General features: G+C 42.3%; 19 protein-coding genes. All 19 read right to left on the reverse strand.

Annotated features, from left to right (window positions below; all coding sequences use genetic code 11):
• Positions 1–15: 15 nt before the first annotated feature.
• Complete coding sequence (gene mutS / locus ACYQ0N_RS11075; RefSeq protein WP_460162705.1) at positions 16–2,622, reverse strand: DNA mismatch repair protein MutS; 2,607 nt, start codon at positions 2,620–2,622, stop codon at positions 16–18.
• Between the two features lie 106 nt (positions 2,623–2,728).
• Positions 2,729–3,136 (reverse strand): YlbF/YmcA family competence regulator, encoded by a 408-nt coding sequence (locus ACYQ0N_RS11080; RefSeq protein WP_177533534.1) that lies wholly within the window; start codon positions 3,134–3,136, stop codon positions 2,729–2,731.
• Positions 3,137–3,155: 19 nt separating this feature from the next.
• The gene (gene miaB, locus ACYQ0N_RS11085) at positions 3,156–4,535 is read right to left on the reverse strand and encodes a tRNA (N6-isopentenyl adenosine(37)-C2)-methylthiotransferase MiaB (protein WP_460162706.1); all 1,380 of its coding nucleotides are present in this window, start codon (positions 4,533–4,535) and stop codon (positions 3,156–3,158) included.
• 30 nt (positions 4,536–4,565) lie between these two features.
• Positions 4,566–5,243 (reverse strand): 5'-methylthioadenosine/adenosylhomocysteine nucleosidase, encoded by a 678-nt coding sequence (locus ACYQ0N_RS11090; protein WP_460162707.1) that lies wholly within the window; start codon positions 5,241–5,243, stop codon positions 4,566–4,568.
• Positions 5,244–5,320: 77 nt separating this feature from the next.
• Positions 5,321–5,467 carry a hypothetical protein gene (locus tag ACYQ0N_RS11095; protein WP_460162708.1) on the reverse strand — a complete coding sequence of 49 codons (147 nt, stop codon included), beginning with the start codon at positions 5,465–5,467 and terminating at the stop codon, positions 5,321–5,323.
• Between the two features lie 259 nt (positions 5,468–5,726).
• Positions 5,727–7,175 (reverse strand): nicotinate phosphoribosyltransferase, encoded by a 1,449-nt coding sequence (locus tag ACYQ0N_RS11100; protein WP_460162709.1) that lies wholly within the window; start codon positions 7,173–7,175, stop codon positions 5,727–5,729.
• Positions 7,168–7,833, reverse strand: a complete 666-nt coding sequence (locus ACYQ0N_RS11105; RefSeq protein ID WP_177533532.1) for a cysteine hydrolase family protein — start codon at positions 7,831–7,833, stop codon at positions 7,168–7,170. The genes ACYQ0N_RS11100 and ACYQ0N_RS11105 overlap by 8 nt, the downstream gene beginning before the upstream one ends.
• 45 nt (positions 7,834–7,878) lie before the next feature.
• The gene (locus ACYQ0N_RS11110; protein WP_460162710.1) at positions 7,879–8,676 is read right to left on the reverse strand and encodes an SGNH/GDSL hydrolase family protein; all 798 of its coding nucleotides are present in this window, start codon (positions 8,674–8,676) and stop codon (positions 7,879–7,881) included.
• A 63-nt stretch (positions 8,677–8,739) separates the two neighbouring features.
• The gene (locus ACYQ0N_RS11115) at positions 8,740–10,680 is read right to left on the reverse strand and encodes a bifunctional 4-hydroxy-3-methylbut-2-enyl diphosphate reductase/30S ribosomal protein S1 (protein WP_177533530.1); all 1,941 of its coding nucleotides are present in this window, start codon (positions 10,678–10,680) and stop codon (positions 8,740–8,742) included.
• A 1-nt stretch (position 10,681) separates the two neighbouring features.
• Positions 10,682–11,281: a lysophospholipid acyltransferase family protein gene (locus tag ACYQ0N_RS11120; protein ID WP_460162711.1), complete on the reverse strand. Its 600-nt coding sequence runs from the start codon at positions 11,279–11,281 to the stop codon at positions 10,682–10,684.
• A 19-nt stretch (positions 11,282–11,300) separates the two neighbouring features.
• Positions 11,301–11,951 carry a (d)CMP kinase gene (gene cmk / locus ACYQ0N_RS11125; RefSeq protein ID WP_177533528.1) on the reverse strand — a complete coding sequence of 217 codons (651 nt, stop codon included), beginning with the start codon at positions 11,949–11,951 and terminating at the stop codon, positions 11,301–11,303.
• Positions 11,952–11,973: 22 nt separating this feature from the next.
• Positions 11,974–13,194, reverse strand: a complete 1,221-nt coding sequence (locus ACYQ0N_RS11130; RefSeq protein ID WP_177533527.1) for a BaiN/RdsA family NAD(P)/FAD-dependent oxidoreductase — start codon at positions 13,192–13,194, stop codon at positions 11,974–11,976.
• A gap of 2 nt (positions 13,195–13,196) precedes the next feature.
• Positions 13,197–13,403: a DUF3006 domain-containing protein gene (locus ACYQ0N_RS11135; RefSeq protein ID WP_460162712.1), complete on the reverse strand. Its 207-nt coding sequence runs from the start codon at positions 13,401–13,403 to the stop codon at positions 13,197–13,199.
• Between the two features lie 3 nt (positions 13,404–13,406).
• Positions 13,407–14,345, reverse strand: a complete 939-nt coding sequence (locus ACYQ0N_RS11140) for a ComEC/Rec2 family competence protein (RefSeq protein ID WP_460162713.1) — start codon at positions 14,343–14,345, stop codon at positions 13,407–13,409.
• Positions 14,315–16,192, reverse strand: a complete 1,878-nt coding sequence (locus tag ACYQ0N_RS11145) for a YgiQ family radical SAM protein (RefSeq protein ID WP_460162714.1) — start codon at positions 16,190–16,192, stop codon at positions 14,315–14,317. The genes ACYQ0N_RS11140 and ACYQ0N_RS11145 overlap by 31 nt, the downstream gene beginning before the upstream one ends.
• A 13-nt stretch (positions 16,193–16,205) precedes the next feature.
• Positions 16,206–18,791 (reverse strand): DNA translocase FtsK, encoded by a 2,586-nt coding sequence (locus ACYQ0N_RS11150; protein WP_460162715.1) that lies wholly within the window; start codon positions 18,789–18,791, stop codon positions 16,206–16,208.
• A gap of 22 nt (positions 18,792–18,813) precedes the next feature.
• Complete coding sequence (locus ACYQ0N_RS11155; RefSeq protein WP_177533523.1) at positions 18,814–19,686, reverse strand: undecaprenyl-diphosphate phosphatase; 873 nt, start codon at positions 19,684–19,686, stop codon at positions 18,814–18,816.
• Positions 19,687–19,835: 149 nt separating this feature from the next.
• Positions 19,836–19,988, reverse strand: coding sequence for a hypothetical protein (locus tag ACYQ0N_RS11160; protein ID WP_177533522.1), 153 nt, complete (start codon positions 19,986–19,988; stop codon positions 19,836–19,838).
• Positions 19,985–20,761: a ClpP family protease gene (locus ACYQ0N_RS11165; protein WP_177533521.1), complete on the reverse strand. Its 777-nt coding sequence runs from the start codon at positions 20,759–20,761 to the stop codon at positions 19,985–19,987. Before ACYQ0N_RS11165 ends, ACYQ0N_RS11160 begins: the two co-directional genes overlap by 4 nt.
• Between the last annotated feature and the right edge of the window lie 6 nt (positions 20,762–20,767).

Here is a 20,767-nt window from a genome sequence, read left to right on the forward strand (position 1 = left end):
TTAAACCTCCCTTTATTAATCAGCCAGCCCTGAAAGCTCCTTTAAAAACTCCCGGCATTCTTCATCGCTTAATTCGTCTACATTAGTTTTTCTTATTCTGTCTGCCAGAATATCACGATTTAAGATTTCAAAGCTTATCTGACCGTCGTCATTCCTGTCGGCTGATTTCAAAGAATTCTCATTCTCCATTTCTTTTAAAAGCTCTTTTGCGCGTTTTATAACCTTTTCAGGCAGACCGGCAAGCTTGGCGACTTCAATTCCGTAGCTTTCGTCCACTCCGCCCCTGACAATTTTACGCAGAAAACGTATTCCTCCGCCGCTTTTCTTTACAGCTATGCTGTAATTCTTAACGCCTTCCATTATATTTTCAAGCTCGATAAGCTCGTGATAATGCGTTGCGAAAAGAGTTTTGCAGCCAAGCTTTTTTGAACCGCATATATGCTCCGCAACCGACCGCGCAATACTTATTCCGTCAAAGGTTGAAGTGCCTCTGCCCACCTCGTCGAGAATAACAAGACTATTTTTAGTCGCGTATTTCAGAATATCTGCCACCTCGCTCATTTCAACCATAAACGTGCTTTGTCCTGCCGTAAGGTCGTCCGAAGCGCCGACTCTTGTGAAAATTCTGTCAACTACCGATATCTTAGCGTATGAGGCGGGCACAAAGCTTCCAATCTGCGCCATAAGCGTTATAAGGGCGGCCTGACGCATATAGGTTGATTTACCAGACATATTCGGTCCTGTAATTATAGACATTCTATTGGATTTAGTATCAAGGTAAACGTCATTCGGTACGAATACCTCGTCTGAAAGCATAAGCTCAACTACAGGATGACGGCCTCCCCTGATATCTATAGCTCCGTCAATAGCTATCTCCGGTCTTACATAATTATTGTTCATAGCCGCATATGCAAAGGAAGTAAGCACATCGACAGCCGCTACCGCAGACGCCGTTCTCTGAACTCCTTTAAGCTGCGTGGACAGAAAATCCCTTACCTCGCTGAAAATATCCGATTCCAGACGTATAGATTTATCCTTCGCTCCAAGTATACTGTTTTCAGTATTTTTAAGCTCCTCTGTAATAAATCTCTCCGCGTTGGCAAGAGTCTGCTTTCTTATGTAATGCTGAGGTACCATATCATAATATGAGCGAGTAACCTCAAGATAATATCCGAATATGCGGTTAAATCCGATTTTTAGTCCCTTGATACCGGTTGCTTCACGCTCTCTCGTCTCGATATCAGCAATAATGCTCTTTCCGTTTTTCATTATATTACGAAGGCTGTCAAGCTCTTCGTTAAAGCCGTCCTTAATAACTCCGCCGTCCTTTAATGTAACCGGCGGCTCGTCTATTATAGCGTTCTCAACAAGATTGGATATATCCTCAAGTGTCGAAATGCTGTTTTCAAGACTGTTAAGCAGTCTCGAACCGGTCAGCTTGCTAAGCTGCTCCTTAAGCGCCGGAAGCTGAGCGGAGGTCATAGAAAGCGATTTAAGATCTCTGGGCGTGGCCGTCTTGTACATAACTCTTGTCATAAGACGTTCTATATCGTAAACGCTCTGAAGAATATCCCTTACCTCCATCAGAACTACCGGATTTTTTATAAATTGCTCCACGGCTTCATGACGGTCTATGATTCTTGCAGGACTTGTCAGAGGCTGCTCGATATAGCTTTTGAGAAGCCTTTTTCCCATTGAGGTCTGAGTAGAATTCAGTACCCATAGCAACGATCCCTTCTTCTCCTTTCCCCTCATCGTTTCCGTAAGCTCGAGATTTCTTCTGGCGTTCATATCCAGTATCATAGAAGATGACGAATCCTGCTTTATTATTTCAGTAAATCTTCCGGTAAGAGTTTTCTGCGTATCGCCGATATAGTCGAAAAGTCCGCAGACAGCTCCGGTTTCAGGTCCGTCCTCGGCGAGTCCGAGCATATCCAGCGAAGCGGCTGAAAACTGCTTTAAAACAATTTCCTTTTTTAAACGAGGATTAAAGCAGTCGGAATCCCGCAGAGTAACTGTACAGCCGAGACGCAGTTTAATAAAATTAAGCACGCCCTTTAAGGAGAGAAATTCGGCGTTGAATACTATTTCCGAAGGAGCATACCGGGAAAGCAGATCCATAATATCGGCTTCTACTTCCTTTTCGCCTGCGCAGAAAAGCTTTACATCTCCTGTTGAAATATCGGCAAAGCAAATACCGCACTGCTCGTTATCATAAAAAGCGCAGCATATATAATTGTTATCGTCATCCTCGAGCATACTGCTTTCAATAAGAGTTCCCGGAGTCACAACCCTTACAACGTCCCGTTCAACCAGTCCCTTGCTTTCCGAAGGATCGGTAAGCTGCTCACAGATAGCTACCTTATATCCTGCGTCTATAAGCCTCTTTATGTAAATATCGCAGCTATGATGCGGAACGCCGCACATAGGCGCCCTTTCCTCCAGACCGCAGTCCTTTCCCGTCAGAGTAAGCTCAAGAGCTTTTGAAGCGATAAGAGCGTCGTCAAAAAACATCTCATAGAAGTCCCCGACGCGAAAAAACAGCAGAGTGTCCGGATAAACGTCTTTGGTTTCAAGATACTGACGCATCATCGGCGAAATTTTCGATCTGTCGATTTCCATTAAGTCCCTCCGATTATGCAATTTGACCTTTCCAGAAAATGAAAAAGTCAAATTGCCAGTTCATATACATTACGTTACAAGAATTTACGCGCGTCACTTTAATATCTTAATGACAGCCTCCGCATGACGAACAACTGCCCGAACAGCCGCTCGGCTGAGACGGACAGGTTTCAGGATCTTCTCCGTTAGCGCAAGCAGTAATAACATTATTGATTTCAGCCAGCATACCGTCCATAGCGTTCTTCGCTTTATTGAATTCAGCCATACTTGGGTTTACCATAATTTCACCGTAAAGATTTTTTATTACTCCGTCCAGCTCCTTAAGCCTATCGTCGTTCTTATCGGTTTTGGACATTTCCATATTAAGCTCAAGTCTTTTGTTGTTAAAATCCCCGATAAGACGCTGAAGCTCCTCGTCCTTATCGTTCTTTTCCTTTGCGCTCTGATATGCGTCATATCTCTGATCCTGCTGAATAAGCTTTCCCAGCTCTCTCGCCATTTTGATTACATCCATTTTATATAAACTCCTTTTATTATAATATTTTTCCTATAACCGCCCAATTCTTAGCGCCGGTTATTTCTACTTCAACAAAATTTCCTAATAGGGATTCTTCCCCTTCGAATTCAACAATAATAAATTCGCTGCTTTTACCTGTAAGCCATCCCTTGCGCTTGCCCTTTAAATCGGCTAAAACCCGCATTTTTCTGCCGATAAAACGTTTATAGCTTTCAGTTGAAATTTCGCGCTGCAACGCTAAAAGCTTAGTCATTCTTACGCTCTTTTCTTCGTCTGAAATTCTGTCCTCAATCATAGCCGCCTTTGTTCCTGAGCGTTTTGAATAAATAAACGAATAAATATTGTCATATCTTACAAGCCTTAAAAGCTCCAGCGTTTTTTCAAAATCCTCGTCTGTTTCATTCGGAAAGCCTACGATAATATCCGTAGTAAACGAAAAATCCGGAACAATGCTTCTCGCATGGCGTATTGTTTCCATATATTTTTCTATAGTATACCGCCGATTCATTTTTTCAAGTATATCGTTGCTTCCGCTCTGAACCGGAAGATGAAGATGTCTTTCCGCCTTATCGCAGCTTAGCATCGTATCTATAAGCTCAGGTCCCGCGTCCTTCGGATGAGAAGACATGAAACGTATTATAAAGTCGCCGTCGAGCTTATTTATACTCTCAAGCAGCATACGGAAATCTATTCCGGTTCCGAGATCATTTCCATATGAATTAACGTTCTGGCCCAAAAGCATTATTTCCTTATACCCTTGAGAAATAAGCTCCCTGACTTCGTTGAGAATATCCTCCGGCAGACGGCTTCTCTCCCGTCCCCTTACATAAGGAACAATACAATATGTGCAGAAATTATTACAGCCGTACATTATAGGCACGGACGCCTTAAAGCTGCTGTCTCTTATCTGTTCAAGTCCCTCGACTGACATATTGTATTCGTTTGTATCAAACGCTTTTTTCTTTCCGTTTAATTTTTCATAAAGAAGAAAGGGAAGTCTGTCAAGCGCTGACGTACCGAACGCAATATCCACAAACGGATAGGACTTCTCAAGCTTTTTTATTACATGCTCAAGTCCCGCCATGCAGCCGCATAAACCAATTATCATTTTTGGATTCTGTTCCTTACAGCGCTTTAAAAATCCCAGATTTCCGAATACCCTGTCCTCGGCGTTCTCTCTGACAGCACAGGTATTAAATATAACAAAATCGGCATTTTCCGGATTATCTGTGAAGCCATATCCCATCTTTGCGAGCATTCCCTTTATTTTTTCACCGTCTGAGAAATTAAGCTGACATCCGTAGCTGTGTACGCATGCAAGCGGCGGACTATCAATAAGAGAAATTATTTCCGAAACCGCATTTATATATTCCGCAGCAGTCATTTCCTTGTTCAAGTCAAACCTCCGTATGAAATAATCATACCATTAAATTCTTCTGATCATTTCCAGAACTATTTCAGCAACGCGTTTAGCGGCAATTTTTTCAAACTCGTCAAACGACATTTCCCCGTTATCATCCGAATTATCGGAAATACACCTTAAGCTAAGAAACGGAATACCGTTAATAAAAGCGCAGTGACCGACCGCCGAGCTTTCCATATCTACAGCAAGCGGTGAGAATTTACCGCATATTTCCTTTTTTATTTCGCTGCTTGAAATAAACGATTCTCCGGAAACGATCCGACCTATATGCCTTGCATAATGAAAATCATCGCAGGTTTCACAAGCGATTTTGACAAGGTTTTCGTCTGCTTTGAAAATACTGTTATACGGGGGATAATTGTTCAAAAATCTAAGCTCCAGATCATGCGGGAGAACCTCGTTTGAAACGACTATATCGCATATCTTTACAGAATCGTCCATGCCTCCGGCAACTCCGGTATTAATAATAGCTTCCACATTAAAGCGGTCTATCATTACCTGCGCGCACACGGCGGCATTTACCTTTGCAATACCGCAGCATGCGTTTACAATAAGCTTTCCGTCAAAAACATTTATATAAAACTCAAAGCCTGAATGCTTAACAACTGCCGAACCCGCAAGCGTTTTTCTGATATCCGCAAGCTCAGACGGCATCGCTCCTATAATTCCTATAATATTCATTTTTTCCTCCAAAAGTAATCTATACTTTTTTATTATACCAAATTAAATTACATTCCGCAATACCTAAAAACGACAAATTATTTTTTCTTCCCGCGATTTAATTCAGGAAGCTCATCATACATTGCGTTTAGCATATCTTTCAAGCCTTCCGTATTCATACTGTCAATCACCCTGAGCATTTCCTTTGCTCCCGAATAAAGCATCTCAAACTCTGCGTCAGGCATAAATCTCTTAGCGGCCCTTACCGGCTTAATAAGAAACTTGTTATCATATCTACCTTTCTCTACCTTATCCCTGAAATAAATACATATTCGCCCATCATTTTTCTGTAAGCTATCCCGTCTATGCCGGAAAGTCTTTTCAATACGCTATTCAAATATTCAATGGTCGTTGACATTTTAAATCTTCTTCCTGTTAGTATTTAATAAGTAATTTTTTATAAATCAAAATGCCGTATCCGGTTCAGAATACGGCAAATAAAATTTAGCTTAATTCCTTAAAATAACGGTTTAGCATATCCTGCTTAAGCGTCCAGAGATCAGCGGAAAGATCAACATAATATTTATGAGGATTTTCAAATCTCTTAACTTCGTCCCAGATCTTTGAAAGCTCGCTGTCGCAGTAATCTCTGATTTCATCTATTGAGAATTTTTTATAGACGCATTTTCCGTTTACAAAAACCGGCTTTTGAAGCTCTTCCACAGAAAAATCCTTCAACGTCTTTTTCTTATAGGTAAATTCAGGATCAAAAATCTCATAAGGCTTGCTTTCGTCTATAGACTCGTCGGCAAGCAATATAACATCGGCAAGCGCTTTACCCGTATTTTTACAGAATAATCTGACCGGCTTTTTAAAACCGGGATTTGTAATTTTAACAGCGTTTTCCGAAAGCTTTATCCGCGGAACAATTTTACCGTCCTCTTCGACTGCCGTCAGCTTATAAACTCCGCCGAAAACCGGCTCCGCTTTGCTGGTGACAAGCCTTTCTCCGACTCCGAAGCTGTCAAGCGTCGCTCCCTGCACCAATAGATCGCGTATCAGATATTCGTCAAGAGAATTTGAAGCAACAATTTTATGACCGGTAAATCCTGCTTCATCCAGCATTTTCCTTGCCTTTTTTGAAAGATACGCTATATCGCCGCTGTCAATTCTTATACCGCCGTTATGATAACCCCTTTTATCAAGCTCCTCAAATACCTTAATGGCATTCGGCACGCCTGACTTCAGCACATTATAAGTATCAACAAGCAATACGCAGTTATCGGGATAGCATTCGGCGTATGCCCTGAAGGCTTCAATCTCAGATGGGAAAAGCTGTACCCAGCTATGCGCCATAGTTCCCATTGCCGGAACGGAAAATTCTCTGTCCGTTATTGTACACGCCGTCCCTGCACATCCGCCGATATAGGCTGCTCTGGCTCCATAAATCGCTCCGTCCGCACCCTGCGCTCTTCTCGAGCCGAATTCCATTACAGGACGTCCCTGCGCGGCTCTGACTATCCGGCTTGCTTTAGTGGCTATAAGACTTTGATGATTCAGAATGAGAAGCAGCATAGTTTCAATCAACTGAGCCTGAATAACAGGACCTCTGACAGTTACAAGCGGTTCGTTAGGAAATATAGGCGTTCCTTCCGGAACAGCCCACACGTCGCATGAAAATTTAAAGTCTTTTAAATAATCAAGAAAATCTTCACAGAATATTTTTTTACTTCTGAGAAAATCAATATCGGAATCCGTAAATTTAATGGATTCTATATAATCTATTACCTGTTCCAACCCGGCGAATATTGCATATCCTCCGTTTTCCGGAACACGTCTGAAAAACATATCGAAATAAACGATCGTATCTCCCATACCGTTTTCAAGATAACCGTTTCCCATTGTAAGCTCATAAAAATCCATAAGCATTGTAAGATTTCTTTTATCAGTCAAAATCAATTCCTCCCGTAAGTTCAATGCCGGCGTTTCTCATAAAAATAAAAGCCGCCGTATTCATAAATACGTTATAATGATTATCGGCGTCGTAGGTTTCCACCATATTTACCGGTACAGCAATTCGACAATGCTTATCAGCCTGATCAAAATATGTTTTGAGAGTAAGACAAAAATTCATAACGCATATATCTGTACAGTCGCCGCATACTATAAAATTCTTTATATTAGGGTTATCAGAAAGAAACCTCTGAAATTCAGGACAATGAAAACCGTTTGTTGAATTCTTCTCTGCTACTATATAACCGCCGATATTTTTCAATTCATCAACAATTTCACTTTCAGCCCCGCCCCTAAGACAATGAACAGGAAAGGAGGAAAACTCCTTGGACGACGGACTATGGCAATCTGCAAACGCCACTGCGGGAATATCGTTTGCAACCGCATATTTCAGAAGTTTTTCAACCTGCGGAATAATACCCGCTATATTATTATCGTGAAGAGCCCCTTCGTTTATAAAGCCGTTTATTATATCAACCATAATAACCGCAGTTTCGGAGCTTTCAAAACTGCCCGCTTTTACTGAAGAAAGTGACTTTATATAATCATAAGCGTCTGAAATCATTTTTTCAGATTTTTTTAAAAATAAATCTTTCATAATACACCTCAGTTTATTATCTGCTGTACCGATTTGATTATTCGTTTACGAAATACTCCGCCTAAGCTGATCAAGCATTAAATCATAGGCCGCACTGTTTAGATGTATACCGTCGCCTCCGGAATATTCAATATTCATATTTCCGCTTTCATCCTTTAATACCGAAGAGCAGTCCACATAATGCAGTTTTTCATTTTTGTAATTCTCAACTGTTATTTTAAGCTGATTATTAGCGCTTATTATGGTATCATTCGCGATATTTCCGCAGTCTGCCGAAACAGGAGTTATCGACATGATATAAATCTCAGATTCCGGACACACCTTCATGACATCTTCGGTAAAGTCCATGTACTTATCCGAAAAATTTTCAGGCGAATATGTATTTATATCATTAAGTCCCATGGATATAACAATATATTCTGGATTTTTATAGCTTAGAATAGTCAGCGCGGCTAACTTTTCTGATCTGTATTCAAAGGTAAAATCCCTTATATTTGACGGTCCTACGCATGGCGCCGCAATAACATCTTCCATTTCCACCTTTTGATATGCCCCGTACCCTAAAGTAACGGAATCGCCGACGAAGGCTATATTTTCAAGGACGCTGTTAAATTGTTCATCGTTAAGTTCATCATTAACACTGCTATCGGCGGTCTTCGTTTCCATTGCCGGCTCTTTTGTCTCGAAAGCTGCCGTTACGGGTATTTCCTCCTCCGTCTCTGTCGAATAAATAATACCGCCTTCGGCGGCCGCCGTCATATCATTATCAGAATTATTTATTTTCTTACATGAATTAAGAATTAATACCGCCGCAAATATAATTAACAGCGATCTTTTTTTCATAATGCATACCCTCTATACAAATTAAGGCGAGTTTAAAACCCGCCTTAATTTTATTGATAATAATTATTCAGCGTCTTCCTCGTCATTTTCAGAATTATCCAGCAAAGCACGCATTGAAATACTGATTCTCTTCTTTTCAATATCAATTTCTGTAATCTTCGCTTCAACCTCCTGTCCGACAGAAAGAACGTCAGCTACATTTTCAACTCTCTGATCCGCAATCTGAGAAATATGAATAAGTCCGTCAACGCCCTCTATAATCTGTGCAAACGCTCCGAAAGGAGTAATTGAAACCACTTTAGCGTTTACTACGTCGCCGACTTTATATGTGTTTTCAAACTTAACCCAAGGATTATCCTCAGCCTTCTTGAATCCAAGCGATATTCTGCCGGCTTCCTTATCAAGATCCTTAATATAAACCTCAAGAATATCTCCTACGCTTACCACCTGACTTGGGTGCTTTATCCGGCTCCATGAAAGCTCGGAAATATGAACCATACCGTCTATTCCGCCTAAGTCTACAAAGGCGCCGTAATTAGTAAGGGACTTTACCTCGCCCTTATAAACCTTGCCTATTTCCGCCGTTTCCCAGAACGCTGCCTTAGCGGCTTCCTTCTGAGCCTTCGCAACAGCTTTTATAGAGCCTACTGCCCTGCGGCGCGACTCATTAACCTCGATAATCTTAAGCTCTACCTTCTTTTTAAGAAGCTCCTCAAGATTCTTATCTCTGCTTAATCCTGTCTGTGAAGCCGGAACAAAAACTCTGACTCCGTCAACTGAAACGAGTATACCGCCCTTGACAACGTTTTGAACAACGCCCTCTACGACCTTATCCTCGTCCTTAGCCTTGGTTATATTGTCAAAGCCGACAAGCTCGTCTACCTTTTTCTTTGAAAGCATAACAATGCCGTCCTGATCGTTGATCTTAGTAACAATGAGCTCAACCTCGTCGCCGACGCTTACAACGTCAGAAGGTTTCTTCATAGGATCGTCCGTCAGTTCAGAAAGCGGAACATAACCGGTATGCTTTGTTCCGATATCTACAATTGCTTCACTGTTATTAAGCGCTGCAATATAGCCTTTAACACGCTCTCCTGTATGTACTTTCTTGAAGGACTGCTCAAGCGCCTCCTCAAAATTAATGTCCTCTAAAATTTCAGCCATGGTATTTTGTACCTCCTTAATTATATAAGCCGGTGTGGATGCCCCGGCAGTAATGCCTATTTTTTCAGCATTATTCAGGTTTAATGTATAAAGCTCGTCCGAATTTTCTATATGATATGAACAGCAGTTTTCCGAACATACATTAAATAATTTTATTGTATTTGAACTGTTTCTGCCGCCCACAACGATCATTATATCAACCTCTTTAGAGAGCAAAGCTGCGTCGGACTGCCTCCGTGAAGTTGCATTGCATATCGTGTCGAAAACAAGGATATTTTCATTATCCTTGGGAATAACCTTTAGACACTCTCCCCATACTAATATATTATACGTTGTTTGCGCAACAATTGCAAGCTTTTTTTCTAAATTCTTATATTTTTTTTCAAAAAAATCCTTTAATTCAGTTTCATCCTTAAAAACAAAGCAATTCTCACCGCAATGCCCCACAATTCCCTGAACCTCCGGATGGCTTTCGTCTCCCGCAATAAGTATATAATATCCCTCTTCTGATTTTTCACGCACTATTTTATGAATCCTTGCAACAAAAGGACATGTAGCGTCTATATAATCGTTTCCCTTCTGTGAAAGCTCGTCATATATTTTCCTTCCCACCCCGTGAGAACGTATGACAGCTTTTTCATTTTCATCAAGCTCTCCGACGTCTTCAATGATCCGCACGCCCTTTTTCTTAAGATCTTCCACTACGTCACGGTTATGAATAATGGGACCGAGAGTTGCGACTCTGCCGCCGTACTTTTCAAGCTCCTCATATACAAGCTTTACCGCCCTGTCAACGCCGAAGCAAAAGCCGGCGGTCTTTGCTGTTTTTATTTCAGCCATTTTATTCTCCCTCAACAAGATCAGATATAGACCTCATTATCTTTCCTTTTATTTCCTTAAGCTCATGAGGCGTCGGCTCGCTGCTCAGGCTAAGCTCTGCCGGATGTATAGGCTTGCCGTATCTTACTGTTACCCTGGATCTGAAACGCAGCTTTCCGTTATAAACTATTCCCGCCGGAACAACCGGAACGCCGGCTCTTGCGGCAATCAGAGCCACCCCCGTTTTACCCTTTCCTACCTTGCCGGTCTTGCTTCTTGTACCCTCCGGAAAAATAACAAGACGTCTGCCATCTTTTATTTTTGACACCGAATCGTCAATAACGGAAAGATCTCCGTTTCCCCTCGAAACGGGAAACGCTCCCAGTTTTCTGATAAGCCATCCGAAAAGCGGGTTCCGGAAAAGCTCGGCTTTAGCGACAAAGGAAAATTTACTGCATCCAGACGTAACCGCAATCAACGGAGGATCGGCGTAGCTTCTGTGATTAGACGCTATTACATAGCTGCCGGACGGAAGATTTTCACGCCCTTCAACCTTCACATGATAAGCAAAGTAATATATTCCTTTAACGAATCCATAAAGACATCTGAAAAAAATATTCATTTCATTTCACCAATTCCATTTATTTATTAATTTCAGCAATCATTGCTTTCAGCTTATTTTTAACCTCGTCTATCGTCATTCCGGTAGTGTCCAGTAAAACAGCGTCGTCCGCCTGCCTCAACGGTGAAATATCCCTGTGCATATCGTTATAATCACGCTGTTTTATTTCCTCCAGAACCTTTTCATACGTTATATTACTATCTCTTACCTCCAAAAAACGCCGATTCGCCCTTTCCTCAGCGGAAGCCGTCAGAAACACCTTTAAATCAGCGTCCGGCAGCACAACTGTCCCTATATCTCTGCCGTCCATTATAATATTATTTTCAGCGGCTATTTTTTTCTGCAAATCAAATAAATATTTTCTTACCTCCGGCAGCGCGGAAACCTTTGACGCATTCATTGATACGTCCGAGGTTCTGATTTTGTCCGAAACGTCATCTTCGTTTAATATCACATGCTGACTTCCGTTTATAAATTCAAGTCTAATGTTTATTTTATATAACGAAGCTATTAACGAATCGTTATCCAAATCGTTTTCCAAGGCATAAAGAGCGACGGAACGATAAAGCGCTCCCGTATCAACATAAATAAATCCTATTTCCTCAGCCACCGCTTTAGCGATGGAGCTTTTTCCCGCGCCGGCGGGACCGTCTACTGCAACATTTATCATAATTATCTCCATTTTATTTTTATTACATATTCATCGCGGCGCAATATGCGGTTGAAAAGGCAATCTGCAAATTAAATCCTCCCGTATAGCCGTCCGCGTCTATAATTTCTCCGGCAAAAAACAAGGATTTGACCAACTTTGATTCCATAGTTTTAGGATTGATTTCACGAACGTCAACCCCTCCCCTTGTCACTATAGCCTCTTCGATAGGACGAAATGCCTTTACCGTTACCGGAAAAGCCTTAAGAAGCTGAACAAGCTTTAGACGCTCCTCGCGGGTAACCTGATTTATTCTGCGGTCGCCGTTTATGCCGGAAAGTCTGACTGCTACCGGTATAAGCTTGGCAGGCAAAAGCTTTGACAAGGAATTTCCGAATATGCGGTTTATATTTTCACTGAAATCCCTTTGAATCCTTAAATCAAGCTTTTGATCAGTAAGACCCGGCTTAAGATCAATTTTAACAGTATATCTTCCGGGTGTGATCTGTTCAATATGAGAGCTTGCGCTCAATACAAGAGGACCGGATATTCCAAAATGCGTAAAAAGCATTTCTCCTATATCGCCGTATATTTTTTTTTCGCCGTCGTAAAGCGAAAGATTAACATTTTTTAAAGAAAGCCCCATCATATCAGAACAGTATTTTTCTTCGCATACAAGGGGAATAAGCGCAGGCTCAAGCTTTGTCACCGTATGTCCCGCTGATTCAGCGATTGCATAGCCTCCGCCCCGGGAACCGGTCTGAGGATAAGATTTGCCTCCTGTTGCAATAAGAACCGAGCGACTATAATAGTTCTTACCGGAGGTTTTCACACCGCGGCAGATTCCGTTTTCAATAATTAAACCCTCCGCCTTTTCAGGTATTATTTTTACGTCTGCCGAACGTAGCTCGCGTTCCATAGCGTCAACAATATCGGACGACTTATCGCTTACCGGAAAAACTCTGTTTCCCCTTTCCGTTTTAAGAGGAACGCCGGACCATTCAAAGAAATTCATAACGTCTTCAGAAGAAAACTGTGAAAAGGCGCTGTAGAGAAACCTGGAATTTCTGGGTATATTCCTTATAAGCTCTTCGCTTGAGCAGTTATTTGTTACATTGCATCTTCCCTTGCCGGTTATAAGAAGCTTTTTTCCGATCCTCCCGTTAGGCTCCAGAATTATCGTCTTATTTCCAAGCCTTCCGGAATGTATCCCCGCCATTGCTCCGGCGGCTCCTCCGCCTATTATAATTACTTCAGCGTCCATTGTCAGCTCCATAATCCGTTTTGCAGCTTTATTATTTCTTTTCTGCGTCTGAGCGTCGCTTCTTTATCAGCAACATATCTGCCGTTTATCATAATAAGAACGTCGCCTTCTTTGACTTCGGGAGCGACGGAGCTTATGTCAACCTCCAGCCGTTTATCTCCGTTTTCTATAATTGCAAAACGATCCTCAAACCTTTCAAGTATAAGCAAGTTCTATTCCCCCTTCTCAGTTTTTATCTTTAATCCGTCCTCTGACGATGTAAAGACTATAGTACCGTCTAAATCGGTTCTGTAAATCCGGTCTGTATGCTTTCTGATTCTTTCAACAGCGTCCTTATTCGGATGATTGTATGAATTACCCTGACCGCACATTATAACCGCATAATCAGGATCAGTTATTTCAAGGAACTCCCTGCTGTTGGAAGTGCTGCTTCCATGATGCGCGGCTTTAAGCACGTCGATTTGTGAAAGACGTCCTGTTTCTATTATATCCTTTTCAGACTTTTTTTCAATATCTCCCGTAAATAAAAAACTATCCGCGCCGTGAGTAAGCACAGCGGCCGCTGAAAAATTGTTTAAATCGCTGTATTCATTTACGGGGGAAAGAATTTCAAGCTTACATTCTCCGATTTCATAAATGCTTCCCGGTAAGGCCGCAGTAAGCTTGAGTCCATTGTTTTTAACACTCAAAAGAAAGCTTTCATAAAATTTGGAGGTCGGAGTCATGTCGTCTGGAAGTTTTGGCAATATTATATTCTCAACATCAATATTATCAATAATTTCCGACGCGCCTCCCATATGATCGGAATGCGGATGAGAAAGCAGCATATAATCTATTTTATCTATTCCCTGATTCCCTATATATTCGCATATTTTCTGAGCATATTCCTTTTCGCCGGTATCGATAAGCAGCGTTTTGCCGTCAGATATAACAAACGTACAATCACCCTGCCCCACGTCGATAAAATGTACTTCAGCCGTACCCTCAGTATGTATAGGATTGCTTTCTCCGAACAACTCTTTCCAATCCTCAAAGGTAAATATACCAAGGAAATGGGCTGCCGAAAGGCCTATTAAAATAACTGTAAATAAAGCGGCTATACGGGCTGTAAATCCTCTGCTTACTTTTTCTTTCCTTTTGTGTTCCGCCATTTTCCCCCGACCTTCCTAACGTTACGATTATTCTTTTTTTCAGCTTTTCCTATATTCTTTTCAGGCGTAACAAGACAGTTTTTTCCATAGCCTATCAAATCGGTTCTTCCGGCTTTTTTCAGAGCAGAAATAACGATTCTCTTGTTTTCCGGTTTAAAATATTGCAGAAGGGTTCTCTGCATCTTTTTTTCCTCCGGAGTTCTGGGAACGTAGACCTCCTCCATGGTATAGGGATCAAGTCCGGTATAAAACATGCACGTTGAAAGCGTTCCCGGTGTAGGATAAAAATCCTGGACCTGCTCCGGCCGCATATTGTTTTCTTTAAGAAATACCGCTAATTCAATAGCTTCCTTCAGAGTGCTGCCCGGATGAGACGACATTAAATAAGGAACCAGATATTGCTCCTTACCTATTCCCTTGGTTATTTCATAGAACTTTTTCTGAAATTTTTTATATGCCTCTATATGAGGCTTACCCATTTTATCAAGCACCGCTGCCGAGCAATGCTCCGGAGCCACCTTTAACTGGCCGCTTACATGATTTTTTATAAGCTCTTTTATAAATTCGTCGCTCTCGTCCTCCATCAGATAATCGTATCTTATTCCTGAACGGATAAACACCTTTTTTACGCCCTTGATTTTTCTTAATTTTCTTAAAATATCAATATATTCACTGTGATCCGCTTCAAGATTCGGACACGGCTCCGGAGCAAGACACTTCTTTCCCTTGCAAAGCCCCAGCTTAATCTGCTTTTCACAGGAAGGTTTTCTGAAATTTGCCGTCGGACCTCCAACGTCGTGAATATAGCCTTTAAAATCTGGCATTTCAGTAAGTCTTCTTGCCTCGTCAAGTATTGATTCTTCGCTTCTGCATGTTATCCTTCGCCCCTGATGAAGAGCGATCGAACAAAAATTGCAATAGCCGAAACAGCCCCTGTTATGTGTAATTGAAAACTTGACCTCTTCTATTCCCGGCACTCCCCCGACGCTTTCATACGAAGGATGATACGCCCTCATATAAGGAAGACTGTAAATCCTGTCAAGCTCTTCGGTAGTCAGGCTAAATGAAGGCGGATTCTGAACAAGCATCATTTTTCCGTGACGCTGTATAACGGTTTTTCCATAAACCTCGTCCTGCTGGTCATATTGCTGCCTGCATGATCTTGCATACGCCTTCTTATTTTCCTTTACCTGTTCATAAGACGCGCATTCAGCCGCGCCGATAGGAGTATTTATAGGCTCGGTAAGATAACAGGTACCTCTGATATTATGTATATTGGATATACTTTCACCGCCGTCAAGACGTCTGGCAAGCTCTTCAATCTGATGCTCGCCCATACCGTACATCAGGAGATCGGCGCCGCTGTCCAAAAGAATCGAAGGTCTTACTAAATCGTCCCAATAGTCATAATGAGCAAACCTGCGCAGAGAAGCCTCAAGTCCGCCTATAGCTATAGGAACGTTCCCGTAAATTTCCCGCATTTTCTTACAGTATACAATAACTGCCCTGTCGGGTCTCTTTCCCGCCTTTCCTCCGGCAGTATAAGCGTCGTCGGAACGTTTCCTTTTAGCCGCCGTATAATGAGCAACCATAGAATCTATATTACCGCCGGTAACAAGAAACGCCAGTCTCGGCTTTCCGTATATTTTGAAATCCCGTTCGCTCTTCCAGTCGGGCTGAGAAATTATTCCGACTGTATATCCAAGAGATTCAAGCAGACGGGTAACTATAGCCGCGCCAAAGCTGGGATGATCGACATAAGCGTCGCCCGTCACATATATAAAATCAAACTGCTTTATTCCGCGTTCTTCCATATCTCCGCGTGAAAGCGGAAGAAATCCGTTCATTAAATACCTCTTTTTACTCTGCCTTTTTATTCATTCTTCTTTCAGCCCACTGCTGCTTCGTCATAAGAACCTTCCTCGGCTTAGCTCCCTCGTAAGGTCCCACGACTCCCATATTTTCAAGCTCGTCTATAATTCTTGCTGCTCTTGCATATCCAAGCTTTAGCTTCCTCTGCAGCGACGACGTGGACGCCTGCCCCATTTCAATAACCACATCTATGGCCTTTTCAATCAGAATCTCGTCGCCGTCGCCTGTAAGATCGCTGGCCGAATCAATTTTTTCTCCTTTTTCCGCAGGCATACTCTGTTCAACTGCCTGAATAATGTCCGTATTGTATTCTGACTCGGATTCGCGCTTGATAAAACCGACAATGGATTCAACCTCGTTAGTCGAGCAAAAGCATCCCTGAACTCGAAGAGGCTTCTGCATACCGTTCGGATAATAAAGCATGTCTCCGTAGCCTAACAGCTTTTCCGCTCCCTGCGTATCCAAAATGGTCCTTGAATCAACCTGCGACTGAACAGACAATGCTATACGGCTTGGAATATTCGCCTTAATAAGACCGGTTATAACGTCAGTCGTAGGCCGCTGTGTAGCTATAATAAGATGCATTCCCGCCGCTCTCGCCATCTGCGCCAGACGGCAGACAGAATCTTCAACCTCCTTAGACGCCGCCATCATAAGGTCTGAAAATTCATCAATTGCAATAACAATCTGAGGAAGTCTTTCAAGACCTTTCTTTTCCGCCGTTTCATTATATCCTCCGAGATCCCTGACGTTATTATCAGCAAAAAGCTTATATCTCCTCAGCATTTCCTGAACGCCCCAGTTAAGCGCTCCCGCCGCCTGTCTTGGATCAGTTACAACCGGAATAAGAAGATGAGGTATTCCGTTATAGGTTGTAAATTCAACCATTTTAGGATCAATAAGAATCAGCTTTACCTCGTCGGGAGTCGAACGGTAAAGCAGCGACATTATTATAGAATTCGTACATACGGATTTACCGGAACCGGTAGTACCCGCAATAATCATATGAGGCATTTTTGCAATATCGCCTACAATAATGTTACCGGCTATGTCCTTGCCGACTGCAAATGCAAGCTTACTCTTGGCATTTTTAAATTCCTGACTTTCAATAACCTCGCGTATTGAAACTATGTCCTGATTAGTGTTAGGTATTTCTATGCCTATCGCTGCCTTGCCGGGTATCGGCGCTTCAATACGAACGCCTGCCGCCGCAAGGTTTAGAGCAATGTCGTCTGAAAGATTGGTTATTTTTGATACCTTTACGCCTGCCGCCGGCTGTATTTCATAGCGTGTAACTCTTGGTCCCCTTTGAATAGCTACAATCCTTGCAATAACGCCGAAGCTTTTCAGAGTACTAATAAGAGTATCCGCTTTTTCCTTGAGCTCTGAAGCTGCTGCCGGATCGTTTGCCTTAGAAACGCTCCTGCTAAGCAGATCAATAGGAGGAAGCATATATTTCTTTGCAGGCGTCAGCCTAATATCGCTCTTCTCAGGAGCATACATTGCCGCCCTTTCAGCCTTTTCAGCAAAATTTTCCGGCTCATTATCCTTTTCTCCTCCGACTACGGCCTTTTCTACAAGAGCGTCAAGCTCGCTGAGCGCCGGCTTATCCGTTTCCGTCTCGGACAAATTATTTTTTGCCGCTGACGGCATATCCTTTTTTGGCTTACCGGACGAACCTTCGGTAACTGAAGCTCCCGTTCCGTCTATAGGTATGTCGATTTCCGAATCGGGCAGCCCCGCAGGCTCAGACGGCTGAAAATCCGGAGGAACGATCGGTTCATCGCTGACGGGAACGTCAACCGCAAAGTCATCCGGAACCGTATCAGTTTCCACTCCGCCGGAATTCGCAAGATTTATAGCCTCCTGCTCCTCGTCATACTCCCATTCTTCGTATGCGTCCAGTATTTTATTTTCTTCCCTAATTGCCCGCAGCGAATAATACATTTTTACAAACGGCTTATAGAAAACGCCGAAGAACTGAAATAAGGTCAGATTTGAAAGCAGCATTATAAATATAAACAGCAATATGCATACAATGATCTTCGAGCCTATGCTTCCGAATATTTTTATAAGCGGCCAAGCAATAAGCGCGCTTAATAAACCTCCGCCCTCAAGCTGTAATCCGGATTCATAGAGAAACCTGCATTTCTCAGTAAAAGTATTGCCGTCCGCTTCTCCTACAAACATTATCTGTACGACAGAGCTGCTAAGAAGAGTTAGTCCTACTCCCCAAGCGGCGCGCCCTGCTACGGTCTGCTGCGATTTTTCCATACTGATGAGCAGAGCGGTATAAATCAAAATAACAGGCACCAGAAATACGGCTATGCCAAAAAGTCCTCTTAAAAGATTATGTATAAAAAGCCATCCGCTGCTGCCGCTTATAACGGTAAACAAAAAAATCAGTATTCCGAAAGCAAACAATATGACAGACCAAAACTGATTAACCGGATCCTTCTGCGCCTGAACCGCAGTCCTGCTCCTTTTAGCGGTTGACGCGGCTTTTTTTGTATCTGCTTTTTTAGCTGTATTTTTTTTTGCCGAAGCAGTACTTTTCTTTTTCCCCTCCGCCACGTTTCATTGTCCTTTCCAGATTTTATTTAAAGTATTCCACTATATTCATTCCAACTGAATGCTCAAATATACCTATTCCTATAACTGCGATTCCTAAAATAAACGTATATATAGCGAAAACCTTGAACTTATCCGATTTAACAAGCCAATTCACCATTTTAATCGCACATATCCCAACAATTGCAGATACTATAAAACCAACAGCAAAATTCACAAAATCAAACTCAAGAGCTTTCTGCTCAACGGCATCCTTTACCTGAAGCAGACAGCCGCCGAGTATTGCGGGTATGCCGAGAATAAATGAATACTGCACCGCCGTTTCTCTCTCAAAGCCGCAGAACAGACCGCTGGATATTGTCGATCCAGATCTCGAAATTCCGGGCAGAAGAGCAATTCCCTGAAATGTTCCGACCGTAACGGCGTTTTTTGTTGTTATATCGCCGAACTTTTTATTTCCCTTAACGCATCTGTCAGAAATAAAAAGAATAACGGAGGTATAAAGAAAGCATAAACCCTCGATTATAATATCGCTGTCCTCGGCAGCTCTTTCAAAGTAATCCTTAAATATGTAAAACGGTATTAGCATAGCTAGCGATATAACCATCATAATAATAGCTCTTCTCTGAGGATTCATGGCTTTCCACTTGAATTTTCCCGTAAATATATCTTTAATAAGATAAAACAGTTCAACTAACAGCTCGCAGATTGTTTTTCGAAATGCAATAAAAACTGCAACCAGCGTACCAAGATGAAGCACGGCTGAAAAAAGCAAAGCGCCTTCCCCGTTATTTCCGGTAAAATGCTGATAAAGCGATAGATGACCTGAGCTTGATACCGGAAGAAATTCCGTAAGCCCCTGGATAATTCCCTGCATTAAAGCTTCTAAAAATGACATATTTATCTCCTTCTGCCGCACCGACCGATACATAACCTAACAAAATCTCATGCGGCTCTCAGAGATTTAATATGTACCGCCGTAGCCGCTTCATGGCAGCGGCGGGCCGTATTGCCTGACGTATGAGTTTTTACAAGCGATAAAAAAGCTCATTCCGCCTTTTGAATATAATTTTTGTAATACTCGTCTTTCTGAAGAAAAAAATAAGGATCGGTAGAAAACGATTCTGAGTTTTGCGCCTCAGGCTGTTTTGGCTCTTCGTAAAATATATCCAAAGGATCTATTATTGTATGAATAATCATTTTTCATCCTCTCCGTTTTCCTCGTTGTCAGGATATTTTTCTCCGGACTGTTCTATAAGATCATAAAGACACTCGATAGCGTCGCTTAATCCGCCTAAGCTGTCTATAAGTCCGATTTCAACGGCCTTTGCTCCGTCAACAACGGTTCCGACATCCATTACAAGTTCTCCTGTCTTCATCATGAGACTTCGGAAATCATCCTCGCTTATACCGCTGTTTGCCGTTACAAAGTTCACGATTCTGTCCTGCATTTTATCAAAATATGAAAGCGTCTGAGGCACTCCCAAAACAAGTCCGTTCATTCTTACCGGATGTATGGTCATAGTCGCGGACGGAACGATAAACGACTTCATCGCGCTGACTGCAAGGGGAACGCCGATTGAATGACCGCCCCCGACAACAAGGGATACGGTCGGCGTTTTCATGCCCGCTATAAGCTCCGCAATTGCCAGTCCCGCCTCGACGTCGCCTCCGACTGTGTTCAGTATAATAACCAGCCCTTCAATAGTTCTGTCCTGTTCTATCGCAACAAGAGCCGGCATTATATGTTCGTATTTTGTGGTCTTATTCTGCGACGGAAGAACATAATGTCCCTCCACCTGTCCTATAACAGTAAGGCAATGGATAAGGTGCTTTGCATTATGAGAAACAACCTCGCCGGTTTTTTCTATCAGTTCCGCACGGTCAAGACTTTCGTCCGTATCCGAAGCTCCGTTTTCGTCGTCTTTATCGTTGTTATTTTTTTCGTTTTCATCATAATCCTGTGATTTCATTCAAAT

This window comes from Ruminococcus sporogenes (assembly GCF_054655175.1).

Bases quoted from the DNA above. Each gene is read 5' to 3' on its own strand.
- cmk (WP_177533528.1), bottom strand. From the start codon at position 11,951: ATGATAAATGTTGCAGTAGACGGTCCCGCCGGCGCGGGAAAAAGCTCC.
- ACYQ0N_RS11105 (WP_177533532.1), bottom strand. From the start codon at position 7,833: ATGAAAGATTTATTTTTAAAAAAATCTGAAAAAATGATTTCAGACGCT.
- ACYQ0N_RS11155 (WP_177533523.1), bottom strand. From the start codon at position 19,686: ATGTCATTTTTAGAAGCTTTAATGCAGGGAATTATCCAGGGGCTTACG.
- ACYQ0N_RS11115 (WP_177533530.1), bottom strand. From the start codon at position 10,680: ATGGCTGAAATAAAAACAGCAAAGACCGCCGGCTTTTGCTTCGGCGTT.
- mutS (WP_460162705.1), bottom strand. From the start codon at position 2,622: ATGGAAATCGACAGATCGAAAATTTCGCCGATGATGCGTCAGTATCTT.
- ACYQ0N_RS11120 (WP_460162711.1), bottom strand. From the start codon at position 11,281: ATGAATATTTTTTTCAGATGTCTTTATGGATTCGTTAAAGGAATATAT.
- ACYQ0N_RS11165 (WP_177533521.1), bottom strand. From the start codon at position 20,761: ATGAAATCACAGGATTATGATGAAAACGAAAAAAATAACAACGATAAA.
- ACYQ0N_RS11080 (WP_177533534.1), bottom strand. From the start codon at position 3,136: ATGGATGTAATCAAAATGGCGAGAGAGCTGGGAAAGCTTATTCAGCAG.
- ACYQ0N_RS11140 (WP_460162713.1), bottom strand. From the start codon at position 14,345: ATGGCGGAACACAAAAGGAAAGAAAAAGTAAGCAGAGGATTTACAGCC.
- ACYQ0N_RS11090 (WP_460162707.1), bottom strand. From the start codon at position 5,243: ATGAATATTATAGGAATTATAGGAGCGATGCCGTCTGAGCTTGCGGAT.
- ACYQ0N_RS11145 (WP_460162714.1), bottom strand. From the start codon at position 16,192: ATGAACGGATTTCTTCCGCTTTCACGCGGAGATATGGAAGAACGCGGA.
- ACYQ0N_RS11160 (WP_177533522.1), bottom strand. From the start codon at position 19,988: ATGATTATTCATACAATAATAGATCCTTTGGATATATTTTACGAAGAG.
- ACYQ0N_RS11095 (WP_460162708.1), bottom strand. From the start codon at position 5,467: ATGCCTGACGCAGAGTTTGAGATGCTTTATTCGGGAGCAAAGGAAATG.
- ACYQ0N_RS11110 (WP_460162710.1), bottom strand. From the start codon at position 8,676: ATGAAAAAAAGATCGCTGTTAATTATATTTGCGGCGGTATTAATTCTT.
- ACYQ0N_RS11130 (WP_177533527.1), bottom strand. From the start codon at position 13,194: ATGGACGCTGAAGTAATTATAATAGGCGGAGGAGCCGCCGGAGCAATG.